This window comes from Pseudomonas sp. TWR3-1-1 (assembly GCF_049896545.1).
GTDB lineage: Bacteria > Pseudomonadota > Gammaproteobacteria > Pseudomonadales > Pseudomonadaceae > Aquipseudomonas > Aquipseudomonas weihenstephanensis.
The window spans coordinates 1,015,852-1,030,809 of the sequence record NZ_JAFCUO010000001.1 but is presented as its reverse complement, the minus strand read 5'-3'; the positions used below and the strand labels follow the sequence as shown (position 1 = coordinate 1,030,809).

At 58.6% G+C, this 14,958-nt stretch carries 17 protein-coding genes; 7 read left to right on the top strand and 10 right to left on the bottom strand.

From position 1 onward, the window contains the following. Positions 1-58: 58 nt before the first annotated feature. Positions 59-340, bottom strand: a complete 282-nt coding sequence (locus ACP7A4_RS04945; RefSeq protein WP_048365226.1) for a GNAT family N-acetyltransferase — start codon at positions 338-340, stop codon at positions 59-61. 486 nt (positions 341-826) lie between these two features. On the opposite strand from ACP7A4_RS04945, the gene oprI reads away from it, so the two are divergent. Further along, positions 827-1,078 (top strand): outer membrane lipoprotei OprI, encoded by a 252-nt coding sequence (oprI, locus tag ACP7A4_RS04940; RefSeq protein WP_003172710.1) that lies wholly within the window; start codon positions 827-829, stop codon positions 1,076-1,078. A 124-nt stretch (positions 1,079-1,202) separates the two neighbouring features. Here oprI and ACP7A4_RS04935 read toward each other — a convergent pair whose 3' ends face one another. The 3 genes from ACP7A4_RS04935 to ACP7A4_RS04925 form a co-directional block, all read right to left on the bottom strand. Then, positions 1,203-2,240: a L,D-transpeptidase family protein gene (locus ACP7A4_RS04935; RefSeq protein WP_059764291.1), complete on the bottom strand. Its 1,038-nt coding sequence runs from the start codon at positions 2,238-2,240 to the stop codon at positions 1,203-1,205. A 107-nt stretch (positions 2,241-2,347) separates the two neighbouring features. Then, a complete protein-coding gene (locus ACP7A4_RS04930; RefSeq protein WP_048365224.1) occupies positions 2,348-2,641 on the bottom strand; it encodes a hypothetical protein in 294 nt (97 codons plus the stop codon). Between the two features lie 58 nt (positions 2,642-2,699). Then, positions 2,700-3,305 (bottom strand): arylesterase, encoded by a 606-nt coding sequence (locus ACP7A4_RS04925; RefSeq protein WP_426245787.1) that lies wholly within the window; start codon positions 3,303-3,305, stop codon positions 2,700-2,702. 10 nt (positions 3,306-3,315) lie between these two features. Here ACP7A4_RS04925 and ACP7A4_RS04920 point away from each other — a divergent pair, with 10 nt between their 5' ends. From ACP7A4_RS04920 to greB, 3 genes are read left to right on the top strand one after another with little or no spacing between them, the layout of a single operon-like run. Continuing rightward, a complete protein-coding gene (locus ACP7A4_RS04920) occupies positions 3,316-3,999 on the top strand; it encodes an ABC transporter ATP-binding protein (RefSeq protein WP_048365222.1) in 684 nt (227 codons plus the stop codon). Continuing rightward, entirely contained in the window at positions 3,999-6,503 is a 2,505-nt protein-coding gene (locus ACP7A4_RS04915; RefSeq protein WP_426245785.1) for an ABC transporter permease, read from the top strand. The genes ACP7A4_RS04920 and ACP7A4_RS04915 overlap by 1 nt, the downstream gene beginning before the upstream one ends. Positions 6,504-6,537: 34 nt before the next feature. Continuing rightward, entirely contained in the window at positions 6,538-7,035 is a 498-nt protein-coding gene (gene greB / locus ACP7A4_RS04910) for a transcription elongation factor GreB (protein WP_048365220.1), read from the top strand. Between the two features lie 5 nt (positions 7,036-7,040). Here greB and ACP7A4_RS04905 read toward each other — a convergent pair whose 3' ends face one another. The 3 genes from ACP7A4_RS04905 to ACP7A4_RS04895 form a co-directional block, all read right to left on the bottom strand. Then, a complete protein-coding gene (locus tag ACP7A4_RS04905; protein ID WP_059764301.1) occupies positions 7,041-7,349 on the bottom strand; it encodes a hypothetical protein in 309 nt (102 codons plus the stop codon). A gap of 530 nt (positions 7,350-7,879) precedes the next feature. Continuing rightward, the gene (locus tag ACP7A4_RS04900) at positions 7,880-8,317 is read right to left on the bottom strand and encodes a DoxX family protein (RefSeq protein ID WP_059764303.1); all 438 of its coding nucleotides are present in this window, start codon (positions 8,315-8,317) and stop codon (positions 7,880-7,882) included. Positions 8,318-8,420: 103 nt separating this feature from the next. Further along, positions 8,421-9,839, bottom strand: a complete 1,419-nt coding sequence (locus ACP7A4_RS04895) for a transglycosylase SLT domain-containing protein (protein WP_059764305.1) — start codon at positions 9,837-9,839, stop codon at positions 8,421-8,423. 238 nt (positions 9,840-10,077) lie between these two features. Between ACP7A4_RS04895 and ACP7A4_RS04890 the strand changes: the two genes are divergently transcribed. The 3 genes from ACP7A4_RS04890 (at position 10,078) to ACP7A4_RS04880 (ending at position 12,882) form a co-directional block, all read left to right on the top strand. Beyond that, positions 10,078-10,884: a TatD family hydrolase gene (locus ACP7A4_RS04890; protein WP_426245782.1), complete on the top strand. Its 807-nt coding sequence runs from the start codon at positions 10,078-10,080 to the stop codon at positions 10,882-10,884. Positions 10,885-11,040: 156 nt separating this feature from the next. Beyond that, positions 11,041-12,522, top strand: a complete 1,482-nt coding sequence (locus tag ACP7A4_RS04885; RefSeq protein WP_059764309.1) for a methyl-accepting chemotaxis protein — start codon at positions 11,041-11,043, stop codon at positions 12,520-12,522. A 105-nt stretch (positions 12,523-12,627) separates the two neighbouring features. Continuing rightward, on the top strand, positions 12,628-12,882 hold the full coding sequence (locus tag ACP7A4_RS04880; protein WP_203302685.1) for a terminase: 255 nt from the start codon (positions 12,628-12,630) through the stop codon (positions 12,880-12,882). Here ACP7A4_RS04880 and ACP7A4_RS04875 read toward each other — a convergent pair whose 3' ends face one another. The 3 genes from ACP7A4_RS04875 to ACP7A4_RS04865 form a co-directional block, all read right to left on the bottom strand. Then, positions 12,883-13,680, bottom strand: coding sequence for an acyl-CoA thioesterase (locus ACP7A4_RS04875; RefSeq protein ID WP_426245779.1), 798 nt, complete (start codon positions 13,678-13,680; stop codon positions 12,883-12,885). Between the two features lie 76 nt (positions 13,681-13,756). Then, complete coding sequence (locus ACP7A4_RS04870) at positions 13,757-14,524, bottom strand: CHAD domain-containing protein (RefSeq protein WP_203302683.1); 768 nt, start codon at positions 14,522-14,524, stop codon at positions 13,757-13,759. A gap of 26 nt (positions 14,525-14,550) precedes the next feature. Continuing rightward, the gene (locus ACP7A4_RS04865) at positions 14,551-14,829 is read right to left on the bottom strand and encodes a hypothetical protein (protein WP_048365212.1); all 279 of its coding nucleotides are present in this window, start codon (positions 14,827-14,829) and stop codon (positions 14,551-14,553) included. Between the last annotated feature and the right edge of the window lie 129 nt (positions 14,830-14,958).

The window sequence follows — 14,958 nt, the reverse complement described above, 5'->3', positions numbered from 1 at the left end:
CAGGACACAGCTTTGATACAGGTCAACACCGCCATAGGAGGGCACGGCTCAGGCGACATCAGGTTTTGGCTTGAGCGCGCTTATGGCGTTCCATGTAGCGCTCAACATATGAGCAGGAAGGAATGACTTCGTAACCCATGCGCTCTGCATACTCAAGGGCCTGCTCGGTCAAAGCAGCCGCAATCCCGCGTCCACGCAAGGCATTGGGTACAAATGTGCGGTAGATATCCAGCGTCTGCTTACCCAGATCCATGTAGGTCAGGTAGGCACGATGACCGTCGACAGTGGTCTCAAACTGGTGACCTGCCTGGTCATGGTGGATAGACAGCGCCTCGCTCATCATTATTCCTCGCGGGTCTTGAACCGTGACCCCTACCTTACTGATGTTTTTCCGTCGAGGGAACCACCCGGCACCCAGCCTGATAGCGCCTGCAAAAACCAAGGTGCCAAGCCTGCATAAAGAGTAGCCAACCTCGGAATAAATGCTCATGCGCTACGACCAAACGCACGCTTGAATCGCTCGTTAATGCGCAGCACAACTGAACCTTTTTACGGAACGTTGAGGCTATGACGTGAACCCTGGACTAAAGTCACTTGAAACCTTAGGGCTCGACCTCATATAGGGCGCTGTGCTTAGTGCGTCAAACTGACTGTTTTTCAAGCACAATCTGTTAAAGCTAGCCCATGACCAGCCATTACCAATTATTTTTTTTGGTTCTTGCGCTAGGTCAGTTTACTTACTACAAGTAATGGGTAGTATGTACGCCGGCTGTTTCCTCATGTTGAAGGAGCAGCTTCAATTAGAAAGTCCTTGAAGGGGAACACGATGAACAACGTTCTGAAATTCTCTGCTCTGGCATTGGCCGCAGTTCTGGCTACCGGTTGCAGCAGCGTATCTAAAGAAACTGAAGCCCGTCTGACTGCAACTGAAGATGCAGCAGCACGTTCCCAGGCTCGTGCTGACGAAGCCTACCGTAAAGCTGACGAAGCACTGGCTGCTGCTCAAAAAGCACAACAGACTGCTGATGAAGCAAACGAACGTGCTCTGCGCATGCTTGAAAAAGCAAGCCGCAAGTAATAGTCCTTCGGGGCTGTTACCAAGCCGATCCATTTTATGGGTCGGCTTTTTTTTGCCTGATGCTTTATCAACAGGTAAAAAAAAGCCGCCGAAGTGTTAACTGCGGCGGCTATTAGTTGAACGCTTACTGCACGTAGTCGAGCGACTGTCCTTCATCGGTCGAAGGCATAACGGTCGTAGTAACGCCAATTTCTTGCGGTATTCCGGTTTCAGCACCCACCACCGCGAACGCTTTGTCTTTGTCGATTTGAATGCTGTTTTCCAGTTCTTTGTGCTTGAGCAGGAAATTGATAAAGCCTGCGTATTTGTTCTGCAAATCTTCTGGTGTCAGATGAGACTTGTCGCTCTTGGCGACGAGAGAGCCATCTTTGACATTCAGCGGTTCATGCACTTCCAGGTAAACCCTGCCGTTGCTGAAACCAATTTTATAAGGCTCGTTGATGATGCGCACCGGTGTGCCGACCGGCACCATCTGCGACATTTCAAGCACGTTTTTATTCAACATGCGAAAGCAGCCATGACTGGTGCCCGTGCCAATACCAAACTTGGCGTTGGAGCCATGAATCAAATAACCGGGCATGCCGAGGGTGAACTTGAAGGGCCCCAGGGGATTGTCCGGGCCAGCAGGCACGACATTGGGCAGCGGATCGCCATTTTTGGCATGCTCAGCCTTGATCGAGGCCGGCGGTGTCCACGTCGGATTAGGCGTCTTGGCGGTGATTTTGGTCTGACCCAGAGGCGATCCCCAGCCTTCACGGCCAATGCCCAGCGGAAAGGTATAGACCTTGTTTTGGTCTTTGGGGAAGTAGTACAACCGGTACTCGGCCAGGTTGATCACGATCCCCTCACGCTTGCCTGGCGGCAGAATGAACTGCGTTGGCAACACGATATTGGTGTCGACAATTGTCCCGTCGAGGTTCTTTTTGACCGGCAACCAGGCATCCACGCCAGGGTTGGCTGCAATCATTTCCGAATAGCCCAGTTCGTACTCATTGCCCAGGTCTGCAAAGGAGTCTTCATACCTGCCCTGGATGACCTGCACCTCACCCACCACATCGTCGCCAGGCGGCGGCAGCGGGAATTCGAGAGCACTCACAGGGCCCGCAACACAGAGGGCGGCAACTGACAGATAGCGGGTGACGGCAGGTAGGCGCGACAACATCCGGAACATCCTTCGCATAATCAACGGGGGACAAAAATGGGAGTGTACACGCAGCCTGCCGGGATCAGGAGGCGGCGTACCACGCCGAAACACTCAGACGAGGTAGATCATAGTTCAAAGCGCAACTCAGGCCAGATCGGCTCGGTGCCACGGCGTTGCGATTCAATGATTGCGCGGCACAGCGGGCACAGCCGCTGGTCTTGAAAAACCTTGCGGGTGACATCGGACCAACGAGGCTGCGCAGGCAGTAACGAGCCACATAATGTGCGGTCAATCGTGCCTCCCAGCTCCAATTGACGCGTCACCAAATGCACCCGTACCTCCTGGCAGGCGAACAAATCGAGCTGTTCATCGGGCTCGATCAGTTGATAGGCATATAAAGACCAGGCAGGACGCGACATCAGGGGCTCCAAATCGGGGGGGCGCCACCTTAGCCGAAACGCTGCCACTAGAAAAGCATCAAAGCAGCGGTTTTAGCACTGGCCACACATTATCCAGCAAAAGCCCCTGTGCCCCGGCCGCCGGGTGAATGCGATCAGCCTGCATCAGCTCGGGTTTACCCCCCACGCCCTCCAGCAGAAACGGCACCAGCGCGACCTTTTTCTCGTTGGCCAACTCACCATAAACCGCCGCAAATGCCTGGGTATAACGCGCACCATAATTGGGCGGTAACTGCATACCTAACAGCAACACTTTGGCCCCCGCCTGTTGCGAGGCTTCGATCATGCTTGCAAGATTCTGTTTCAATTGAGCAGGCAGTTGCCCGCGCAACCCGTCATTGCCACCCAATTCGACAATCACCACATCCGGTTTATGCTCTGCAAGCAGCGCCGGTAAACGCGCCAGCCCGCCGGCACTGGTATCGCCACTGATGGAGGCATTGATCACTTTATCGTCATGACCTTCCTTGCTCAGTCGCTGCTCAAGCAAAGAGACCCAGCCCAGACGGGTATCCAGGCCGAAACCCGCGCTGATACTATCGCCAACGATCAAGATTGTTCCCGCCGCTGCGTTCTGCGCCATACACATCAGGGCCAGAGCAGCACTTAAAAACCACACACGCATTGGATTCTCCATGGGCGAAAGTATTCTCACCGCGCAGAACCTTAGCAAAGTGGTTCCCAGCGCGGAAGGCGAGTTAATCATCCTTCACCCGCTGAACCTTGAATTGAACAAAGGCGACAGCCTGGCCATTGTCGGGGCTTCCGGCTCTGGCAAGTCAACCTTGCTGGGCCTGCTGGCGGGACTGGACTTGCCCAGCAGCGGCGAAGTCACCCTCGCCGGGCGTGCCCTGAGTACGCTGGACGAAGACCAACGCGCCAGGGTGCGCGCCGAACATGTCGGCTTTGTTTTTCAGTCCTTTCAGTTGCTCGACAGCCTCAACGCACTGGAAAACGTCATGTTGCCCATGGAGCTTGAGGGCCGCAAAGACGCCCGCGAGCAGGCCCGCCATCTGCTGGAGCGTGTCGGTTTGGGACAACGCTTGAGCCACTCCCCGCGCCAACTGTCCGGCGGTGAGCAGCAACGCGTCGCCATCGCTCGCGCCTTCGCCGCCAACCCGGATGTGCTGTTTGCCGATGAGCCCACGGGCAACCTCGACAGCCACACAGGGGAGCGCATCACCGACCTGCTCTTTGAATTAAACAAAGAGCGCGGCACCACGCTGGTACTGGTGACCCATGACGAACGCCTGGCACATCGTTGCCGACGCCTGATCCGCCTTGAAGCTGGCCGCATGGTCGGCCCTCTGGAGCCTTGATGGCACGCCTGCCGCTGTTGCGCCTGTTCAGCCTTGCCCTGCGCCAACTCCTGCGTGATGCACGCGCAGGCGAGTTGCGCGTGTTGTTCTTTGCCCTGTTGGTGGCCGTCGCGGCGAGTACCGCGATTGGTTACTTCGGGGCGCGCCTCAATGGCGCCATGTTACTGCGTGCCACCGAGTTTCTGGGGGCCGACCTGGTGCTGGATGGCACCTCGCCTGCCCGTGACGAGCAAGTGCGCCTGGGCAGAGAACTGGGGCTCAAACATGCACGCGTGGTGGAGTTTTCCAGCGTGATCGCCACGGACAACGGCATTCAGCTGTCCAGCATCAAAGCGGCAGATGACGCCTACCCTTTGCGGGGCGAACTGAAAAGCGCGGCCCAACCCTATGCCGATGAACAAACAGGCGGCGGGCCCCTGCCCGGGGAAGCGTGGGCAGAATCGCGATTGCTCACCGCGCTGGACTTGCACGTCGGCGACACCATCGACGTGGGTTCCAAAACCGTACGCATCACCCGCGTGTTGACCTACGAACCCGACCGGGCTGGCAACCTGTACAGCCTCACACCCCGCGTATTGATCAACCTGAACGATCTGGTGGCCACCGGCATTATTCAACCCGGCAGCCGGGTCAATTTCCGCGAACTGTGGAGCGGCGAAGCGCCTGCGCTGCAATCCTACCGCCAAGTGATCGAGCCCGGCCTTGAGGCCAATCAGCGCCTGCTGGACGCCCGTGACGGTAACCCGCAAATAGGCGGCGCGCTGGGCAAGGCAGAGCGCTATCTGAACATGGCCAGTCTGGTTGCCGTGTTGTTGGCAGGTGTCGCCGTCGCACTCTCGGCCACCCGCTTCGCCAATCGCCGTTTTGATGCCAGCGCACTGCTGCGCTGCCTGGGCTTGTCGCGCCGCGAAACCTTGTGGCTGTTTGCCCTGCAACTGACTGTGCTCGGGCTACTGGCCAGCCTGGCAGGCGCCCTGCTCGGCTGGTTCGCGCAACTGGGCCTGTTTGCCTTGCTGCACAACTTGTTGCCCTCGCACGTGCCGCCGGGCGGTTTGATGCCCGCTATCGCAGGCATGGGCACCGGCCTGGTGGCGCTTGCCGGGTTTGCCTTGCCGCCGCTGGCTGCGCTGGGGCGCGTGCCGCCGCTGCGTGTATTGCGTCGCGACATGCTGCCGATTCCCGCCAGCACCTGGAGTGTCTACGGCGCAGCATTGCTCGCACTCGGGCTGATCATGTGGCGCATGAGCCTGGACCTGGTATTGACCTTCGCCCTGCTCGGCGGCGGCGTGTTGGCGGCGTTGGTGCTGGGCGGGCTGCTGTTGCTGGGCCTGCAAAGCCTGCGTCGCCTGCTGGCCGGGGCGTCACTGGCGTGGCGGCTGGGTCTGGGTCAGTTGCTGCGTCACCCACTGGCGGCGGCCGGTCAGGCCCTGGCCTTTGGCTTGATCCTGTTATCAATGGCCTTGATTGCACTGTTGCGCGGGGAGTTGCTCGACACCTGGCAAAACCAGCTCCCCAAAGACGCACCCAACTATTTTGCGCTGAACATCCTGCCCGCCGACAAAGACACCTTCGGCGCCCGGTTGATGGACCTGCAAGCCACAGCCGCGCCGCTCTACCCGGTGGTGCCGGGGCGTTTGATCAGCATCAACGGCGAGGCCGTGCAGGGTCTGGTCAGCAAAGACTCCAGCGGTGACAAAGCCATCCAGCGCGACCTGAGCCTGACCTGGGCCGCCGACCTGCCTGCGGGCAATGAACTGACCGCCGGCACTTGGTGGGCTCAACAGCCCGGCGGCGGCATCCCCGGTGTGTCGGTCGAAGCCAAAGTGGCCGAAAGCCTGAAGCTGAAACTGGGCGATCACCTGACCTTCAGCGTCGCCGGGGTCAACCGTGAGGCAACCGTCACCAGCCTGCGCAGCATCAACTGGGACAACTTTCAGCCCAACTTCTTCATGATCTTCCAACCCGGCACCCTGCAAGATTTGCCTGCCACCTACCTCACCAGCTTTTACCTGGCTCCGGGACACGACAAGGAGATCATCGAACTGTCACGCAGCTTCCCGGCGGTCACCATCTTGCCAATCGAAGCCTTATTGGCTCAACTGCGCAGCATCCTTGCGCAAGTGACCATCGCCGTCGAGTACGTGCTGCTGTTTGTACTGGCGGCAGGCATGGCGGTGTTGTTTTCCGGCTTGCAGTCCACCCTCGACGAGCGTATTCGCCAGGGCGCCCTGCTGCGCGCACTGGGTGCCGAACGCGCATTACTGATCAAGGCACGGCGCATCGAATTCGGCTTGCTCGGTGCCACCAGTGGCCTGCTCGCAGCCTTGGGCACCGAATTGGTCAGCCTGGTGCTGTACCGGTTTGCCTTCGACCTGCCGTGGCACCCGCACCCGTGGCTATTGCTGCTGCCCGTGGTGGGCGCACTGATGGTGGGCGCTGCAGGTGTTTTCGGCACCCGAAGGGCGCTCAATACCAGCCCGCTGACAGTCCTGCGCGAGGGCTGATAGACTCGCGCCCTTCTCTGCCAATGGATTGCCCATGAGCCGCTATCGCCCTCCTCGCCCTGCTGGCACCGCGCTGATCACCCCGCAAGGTGAAGCGCGGATGCGTGCTGAACTTCACGAGTTGTGGCATGTGCGCAGGCCGCAAGTGACACAGTCCGTCAGCGAAGCGGCGGCTCAAGGTGATCGCTCCGAAAATGCCGAATACACCTACGGCAAAAAAATGCTGCGCGAAATAGACAGCCGCGTGCGATTCCTGACCAAGCGCCTTGAAAGCCTCAAGGTGGTCAGCGAAAAACCCAGCGACCCCAACAAGGTCTATTTCGGGGCTTGGGTAACGATTGAGGATGAAGAAGGCAAGCAAGCGCGTTACCGCATCGTTGGCCCTGATGAGCTGGACCTCAAACAAGGTCTGATCAGCATTGACTCACCTCTGGCCCGCGCACTGATTGGCAAGGCGCTGGACGCCGAGGTGCAAGTCCAGACGCCTACCGGCGAACAGTGGGTGTACATCGTAGCGATTGATTACCCGTAAGCGCTTCAGCGCAAGGTGATCAACCCCTGACGCGCTACGCGTACAAGATGGCGAATCACCGTTTCGGCCTGAAAAGCGCCGGGAGACTGGATCACCGCCAGATCGAAGCTGTCGTTGGCAAACCGCGCGAGGGTGTCACCCGCTTCAACAAACTGGATCAAAAACGCAGAAGCCCGGCCCTTGCGACGCGGCCAGCCGTCCAGATAACGCAACAGCGTTGGCTGATGCTTGCCGCCCAGAAGGATTTTTGGATTGCGAAAGGTTTGATTCGCCGTGATCGGCGCAAGACGTACAAAGGGACGTGGCTGACTCATCTATCGGTTCTCCGCCTCAGGATTCTGCGTGGCAGGTGAGAGGCAACACCGAACCAGCGCTTTAGCGGTATTTCGAGGCCTGCTTCAAGCCTCTTAGGTGGTCTGACGAACACCTGGCGCCCCGCAAGTAGCTGTTTAAATCGGCGCAAGAAAACATCCTAGATAAACCGGCTTGCAGCTGTCAAGAATCACGTATCCAAGTATTTGCACAATATCAATGCGGGCACCGATTGATGCCTGCCACAGTCCCTGGGTGCTTTGAGCTGACGAAGTACAAGACTGCAAACAAATGCGCCTGTGCGATGGAGGCAGTGTGAAGGTCGTACTCGATTGAATGGTTTTGCGACTGCTGCACAGCCTCGCAATACTCGTCAGAGCCTACGAATGGTGTGCCCATCATTTGTCGTCGCTGACGAGGTACGAGGCTGCGATCGAGTGCGCAGCGCTCGTAAACCCGACCGTTGCAGCCTTTCCTTTACCTGAGGTGCCCCGTCGAATGGCTCACCCACAAGGTTGATGGCTGTTGCGCATTATCGGCGGGCAATCGCACCGTCGAGCGAAGCCTTGCCCGCACCTTCAATCAACACCGCAAGGGTGCCACCCAGCAATGCCAGAGCAAACTCATAACCGTTATTGGCCATAAACAGACCATTGCTGATATGCACCGTGAAGATCGCAACCAGTAGCGTGAACGACAAGCCCAACGCAGCGGGGCGCGCCAGCAAACCAATGATCAGCGCCAGACCACCAAAGAATTCAGTGCCGCCCGAGAGCAGTGCCATCAACGTACCCGGCGCCAGACCTATGCTTTCCATCCATTGCGCAGTACCCGCCAGACCCCCGCCGCCGAACCAGCCAAAGAGTTTTTGTGAGCCGTGGGCCGCAAAGATGATGCCGACAAAAATGCGTAACACTGTCAGGCCGTAACCCGCGTGAGTCCCTAAAACAGATTGGGTCAATTTGCTCATGGTGCAGTCCTTTCGTTAATCAGGTTGGGAATGAACGCCATACTAATCGGTTTTTATCATATAAAAAGCCGAATAAACGCGACATAACAATCAACTTATTCGATTATTTGCGAGAGACCAGTTTGGGCTGGGCTGGCTCCAGCGAGTCGCGCTCCCGGTCAAACGCTAAATAGTATTTGTTCACACTATTAACATAGCTGACCGCTCCCATTCCCACCTGCTCCATGGCAATGCGTTCGACCTGAAAGAACCATTGATTGGGGTTCAGCCCCCGGCGCCTGGCCTCTGCGCGCATGCCTTGCACCCGCTCCGGCCCCATGTTGTAGGCCGCCAGTACAAACGCCATGCGTTCACGCTCGTTCAATTGCGGGCTGGCAAAGAATTTGCGCCGGATCATTGCCAGGTACTTGGCCCCGGCCTGCACATTGCCCTCAACATTCTGAATGTTATTGACGCCCACCCGCTGAGCGGCCGAAGGCGTGATTTGCAATAGCCCGGTCGCGCCTCCCGTCCCCTTGGCATTGGGGTTGAGCGTGGACTCCTTGAAGGCCAGGGCGGCAAGGTTCAACCAGTCCATCCCCTGTTGCTGCGCATGTTTTTGCAACACCGGGCGCAGCTTTTCAAGCTTCTGGCGATCGGCACGCGCCAGGGGATAGTGCACGCGATACAAGCGCCGATAGACCCGTTCAAACGCCACATTTTGATCCGCCGGCACGGTGTAAGTGGTCAAAAAACGATCAACACTGGCGCGTAACATCGACGCATCGCGCCGCACATACCAGCGCATCGCCCCCGGCTCGCTCACCAGTACCTTGCGATCAAAACGCAACTTGGGCATCAATTTCGCCCAGCGCTCGGCAATCGGTTGCTCGACCAAGGTGAGGTGATAAATACCCGCCTGCACCATCTCCAGCACATCTTCCACGGCCAACGTGGGGTCAACCCATTCGATGTTCACTGGCGGCAATTTGCGCAGCGCCAGCTTTTGATTGATCAAGTTCAGCGCCTCCCCCGCCGCGCTACCCGTCGTGAGCGCGACCGTGCGACCCGACAACTGCTCCAGACGCGTATAACGACGTTCGCCCTTGACCCCCACCAGCATCAGCGGCACGCGTTCGATAATCGGATCACTGGGGGTAACTGCGTGCGTTGGCTTGACGTCCAGCAGTTCGCCGGGCGCCATCAAATCGCCTTCCCCGCGCAACAATGCGCCGAGCAATTGATCTTTGGCCTTGGGAATGATTTTAAGGGTGATTTCCTGACCGTCGCGGGCATGCCCGTTGAGGTAGCGCTCAAAAGCCCGCAGCCGGTGATATTCAACACCAATCGACTCGCCCTGCACTTGCCCCGAACTGTTGCGACTTTGATTGACCAGCACCCGCAGCACCTGACTGCTGCGGATTTGCGCCAAATCGCGCACCTGACTTGGCTGCCCGGCTTGTAGCGGGCCTGCCAAACGTGCCGTGGCCGTCAAAGGCAACAGCATCAGGCACAGCGCAATCAATAGCGTCGCTCTCGTCATCCGTTCTCCGCAAACAATACAGCCCGCCAGCCTGTCGGGTAACCCGACAACCGGTCGCCTTTATGAGGCTTTTGCAGCGCTGCCAGTTGTGTGCAAATGCGCGAATGCCACCGTTCAAAGACCGGGCATTGCACAATTGCGGCATTCAAAGACAACCATAACTGTCTGTAGTTCTTGGTTTTTCTTATTAAATCTACAGCTCTGATATGCTTCGCGGCCTGTGGCCTGAGGTAGCACCATGCAACTCATCGATATCGGCGTCAACCTGACCAACCCAAGCTTTGACGGTAAACACCAGGCGGTGCTGGACCGTGCCTACGCCGCTGGCGTGAGCCAATTAGTGCTCACCGGCACCAGCATTGAGGGCAGTGAACAGGCACTTCAGTTGTGCCACGAACTGGATGAAAGCGCTCAGCGGCTGTTCTGTACGGCGGGTATTCACCCGCATTCGGCCAGCGACTGGAACGCCGACAGCGCCGCGCGTTTAAGCGCATTGCTCAAAGAGCCGCGAGTGCGCGCCGTCGGCGAATGCGGGCTGGACTTCAACCGCGACTTCTCACCCCGCGCACAACAAGAAAAAGTCCTGGAAGAACATCTGGCGCTGGCCGTGGACTTGCAACTGCCGGTGTTTTTACATGAGCGCGACGCCAATCAGCGTTTGCTGGAAATACTGCGCGACTACCGAGACCGCCTGCCCGCCGCTGTCGTGCATTGCTTCACCGGTGAGAAGCGCGCGCTGTTCAGCTACCTCGATCTCGATTTACACATCGGCATGACCGGCTGGATTTGTGACGAGCGCCGTGGCACGCATTTACACCCCTTGGTACGCGATATCCCGCGGGGTCGCCTGATGCTCGAAAGCGATGCGCCGTATCTGCTCCCGCGCACCTTGCGCCCCAAACCCAAAAATGGCCGCAACGAGCCCGCCTATTTGCCTGAAGTGCTGCGTGAAGTGGCGTTGCATCGCGCTGAAAGTGAAGCCGAACTGGCCGAACACAGCACCGCTTGCGCCCGCGCATTTTTTGCTTTGCCTGCTCCGATTTAACCGTGCCTGGTAACCGCTGGCGCAGACTGCACCCGCGGTTACCCAAGACAAGCCCCTCCCACGCCCTTGACCCATATCAACACGAACGTCATCGACTGACGGCACAATGATGGCACCTTGCCAATATTGTTTCCGCCAAATCAGAGAAGACCTTCCATGGGTGCCTGGCTTAGCAACATCTCGCTCAAATACAAATTCTGGGCCGTCAACGCAGTGGCCTTTGTCACCACGCTGTTGCTGGTGCTCTACGCCGTGCAACTCGAACAGCAATCGCGTAGCGACGCCGCGCAGGCCAACGCCCGCGCCCAGGCGCAGCTTCTCGCTGCCTGGCCGCTGGGGCAACCCCTGCCACAGGCGGATTTTTTGTTGCCGGTCAGTGCCAGCCACATCCCCACCCTCAACGAGCAACCCCTGGCGCAGTTGAGTGAAGCCACCGGCTGGGTATCGATCAATCACATGCCGTTCTTCGGCCAGGACCCGCTGCTGGGCGCCGATGTCGTCACCCGCCCCGATGGCCAGCGCGTGGCCGTGCTCGCTTGGGCGCCGAGCCTGGCACAAGTGTTTGTGGAACGCCTGGCCAACTACGCCGTGGCCGTGTTTGTACTGATGCTGGCCATGCTGTGCGCCTCCCAAGTGCTGATTCAGTTTTTGCTCAGTCAACTCAACAAATTAAAAGACGTGATGCTGCACGTTGAAAAAACCGGCGACCTGTCGGCCCGTGTGCCGTTGGCCTGCACCGATGAAGTCGGGCAAATGGCAGGTGCGTTCAACGCCATGCAGGCCGGTTATCAACGTATCGTGCAGACCGTCGCCGACACTGCCGCGCAATTGGATGAAGGCGCCGCGCGGCTGGCCAGCAGCATGGACGAGGTGCGCCACGGCATGCTCGGTCAGCAAAGTGAGACCGACCAGGCCGCCACTGCCATCAACGAAATGACTGCCACGGTCTATCACATTGCCCAGCATGCAGGCGCCACCCGCGACCTGTCACAAACCGCCGACACCCTCGCGGGCAGCGGGCAACAAGTGGTCATTCGCGTGCAAGACTCCATCGCCAGCCTGTCCAACGGCGTGCAGCAAACCGCCGAGATGATTCAGCAACTGGCCCAAGACAGTCAAAAAATCAACGGCGTGGTCAGCGTGATTCACAGCATTGCCGAGCAAACCAACCTGCTGGCCTTGAACGCCGCCATTGAAGCCGCCCGCGCGGGCGAGATGGGACGCGGCTTTGCGGTGGTGGCCGATGAGGTGCGCAACCTCGCCAAGCGCGTGCAAAGTTCGACCGACGAAATCACCACCATGGTCTCGGCCCTGCAAGCGGGCACGCGCGACGCCGTAGACTTCATGCAGGAAAGCTCGTTCAAAGCTGACGATTGCGTGCAGCAAGCCCAAGAGGCCGGCGCAGCCCTGGCAGAAATCACCAGTGCCGTAGCGCAGATGCGCGAGAGCAATACGCAGATCGCGGTCGCCGCCGAACAACAAAGCCAGGTAGCTGAAGAAATGAACCGCGCGGTGGTCAGTATTCGCGATGTGACCGAAAACACCGTGCAACAAACCGTCGACTCGGCCACCACCAGCAATCAACTGGCGACCCTGGCCGGTGAATTGAATAGGGCCATTGGCCAGTTGAAGCTATAAGGCCAATAGCCATTCTTGATTCGTCTCGTCAGTGGCCCCGGCCTATCCTTTGTTCATCCGGTTCAGCACGCGCTGAACCTCTGAACTGAACAAAGGAGTGCACTCATGGGCAAACGTCATCCCAACCTGCCAGCCTGGCAATGGCGCTCGAACCCACAGAGCCGTCAGGGCGCGTCCCACCAGGCAATTGATCTGATCGCCGTCGCCTTGATGGTAGTGGCTTTCTTGCTGCTGGCTGCTGGCATTTTCAGTGGCAACGCTTCAAGCGCCGTGATTGGCCTGGTCACCCTGTTTGCAGCAATGAGCTTGCAACATCAAGGGCACAAGGTTCAAAACGAGCCACATAGCCAAGCGTTTTGATTAACCAAACACCGCAACTGTTTGGCGGCTGATCGCAATTAACTCGCCTGCGGGCGACCACAGGTTAGCCGCCACATGACCGTAACCGTCCTGCGCATGCTCGATCACCGCCAGGTACTTGCACCATTCAAGGGTGCTGATCTGCGCCAAGGGCTGCACAAACTCGACCGTCCAGGTCAACGTGCTGCCAGCGGCCGGCTTGTCGAGCAGTGGCAGCAATGCCGGCGGCCAGGCATCGACCAGCGCCAATAAATGGGTTTCAGTCAGCGGTTCATCCTTGACCTCTCCCGCCAAACGCACCCAGCCGCCCATTTCACGCCCGCCCTTGCCGGTAAACGGCAGCGCGCCCACTGCCCAACCCATCGCCAGATGGCGCATGAATTCAGGGGTAATCCCTTTGATGTAAGGCAGCAGCGGGCACTCGTCGACCGGTTTCATATCCGGTGCGGGCAGGCTGTGCATTTTGACCGCAGACTCACGCGGCGCGCCGAAGCTGCCCTGAACCAGCGTTACCACTTGACCGTTTTGCAGCGCACGCCCCAGCACCTGGCTGACTGCCTTGCCTTCACGCAGCACCTGGACCTCAAAACTGATCGGCACATCAGGCTCGGCCGGGCCGACAAAACTCACCGATAAAGAACGCAAGGCGCGCTCAGGGCTGATCTGCGCGCGCATGGCCTCGTACTGCAAGGCCACCATCAAGCCACCAAAGGTGGCGCGTCCCTGACCCCAATCCGCCGGGATCGTCACCGCAGACGGGTCGTTACGCACGGCCGCAACCAATTCACAAAACTGCATGAGCACCTCGAAACCGATGAATAAGCGCCAATACTACCCACGCGCCTTACGCTGCACAGCGCTTATATCGGCCAAATCATGAGCGAAAACAGGCCGCGCTCAATTTGATCAGTGCCCGATCGGCCTGCTTCTCGCCACGCGCCAGTGTTTCGCGCCATTGCGCGACACACGGTTGCAAATCGGTCTGTTGTTCGGCCTGCAACAGCCATTGCCACGCGTCATGCCAATCGCCCAGGGCTTTTTGTGCGGCTTTGAGACGAGCCGCTACCAGGGCCGGTAGACGGTCCAGCTCGGGATACGCCTCGGCCCCGTAACGCACCCGCTTGATGAGTAACCGCACACGATGACGGTCATGCCCCGGATCATTCAGGGCGGTTTCAAGGGTCTTCCACTGTTTTTCCAGTACACGCTCGATGCGCTGGCGTAAGCCACGCAGCAAACCTTCACGCTCGGCGGCACGTATAAAACGCGGAAACACATCGAGGATCATCTGCAGTTGCGCCAACTGCGCGCTGTCGGCCACCGCCGCATAACTGCCCGACAGCTGCTCCAGCCTGCGTTCTGCCAAGGCGGCGTGTCCGTGTTGCTGCAAATGCGCGGCCAGCACTTCAAGGTCACGCAACGGCGTGGTCAAGGCGCCCACCTGTGACGCCGCCATCTCCAGCTGCACCACACCCGGCAAACCGCGCAAGGGCCGTAACAGGCTGCGCAAGCGACGCACCGTGGTGCGCAAGTCGTGCAGCGCCTCAGGGTCGGTGTGAGCCTGCAAACGCGCCTGACACGCCAACAACCTGACCTGCAGACGCACAATATTCGCCACGATCCGGTCTACCAATTGCGCCATCCTGCCCCTCCCGGTCATACGCGGGCTTAACGCCCTGCGCGCGACTCACGAATATAGAAACGCGCTTTCTCGGCTTTTTTGGAGCAGCCTTCAAACGCTTCGAACTGTTGTTGTGTTTTAGCCCCGGTCAGCAATGACAGGGCCTTGGAATAACTGATGGTGCCCGCGAAACCTTCTGCCTTGGCCAGGTCCAGCTCGTGCCAAGCGCTGTCCAACTGGGTGGCGCAGGTGTCGCGATAGGCTGTTTTACCGGCACAACCCGCCAGTACCAAGGCCATCAACGGCACACAAATAAGGGCTTTCATGCACATATCCTCAAACAATTAATGTTAATTAGAGGCTGAGACGCAAAAGCGTGGGAAAAGTGCCCGGTCCGCCAACGCGTCTGTGCAAGACTAGCTTGCTGATTAGGGAAAAGGCACTGCATTGTTAAC